Raw genomic sequence first — 325 nt, 5'->3', positions numbered from 1 at the left:
AGGAACTGATCAACAACATCGCCAAGGCGCATGGTGGTTACTCGGTGTTCGCCGGCGTCGGCGAGCGCACCCGCGAAGGCAACGACCTTTACCACGAGTTCATTGAATCCGGCGTCAACAAGAAGGGTGGCGGCGAAGGTTCGAAGGCGGCGCTGGTGTACGGCCAGATGAACGAGCCGCCGGGCGCGCGCGCCCGCGTCGGCCTGACCGGCCTGACGGTCGCCGAATATTTCCGCGACCAGGGCCAGGACGTGCTGTTCTTCGTCGACAACATCTTCCGCTTTACGCAAGCGGGTTCGGAAGTGTCGGCTCTGCTCGGCCGTAT

1 pseudogene is annotated in these 325 nt (G+C 63.4%); it reads left to right on the top strand.

Annotation, left to right across the window (positions count from 1 at the left end):
* Positions 1 to 325: pseudogene (locus EN857_RS33875) on the top strand (F0F1 ATP synthase subunit beta); the annotation flags it as partial.

It is taken from the genome of Mesorhizobium sp. M4B.F.Ca.ET.214.01.1.1, assembly GCF_004791545.1.
GTDB lineage: Bacteria > Pseudomonadota > Alphaproteobacteria > Rhizobiales > Rhizobiaceae > Mesorhizobium > Mesorhizobium abyssinicae.
The sequence above is the reverse complement of the archived record's forward strand: the minus strand, read 5'-3'. Positions and strand labels throughout refer to the sequence as shown.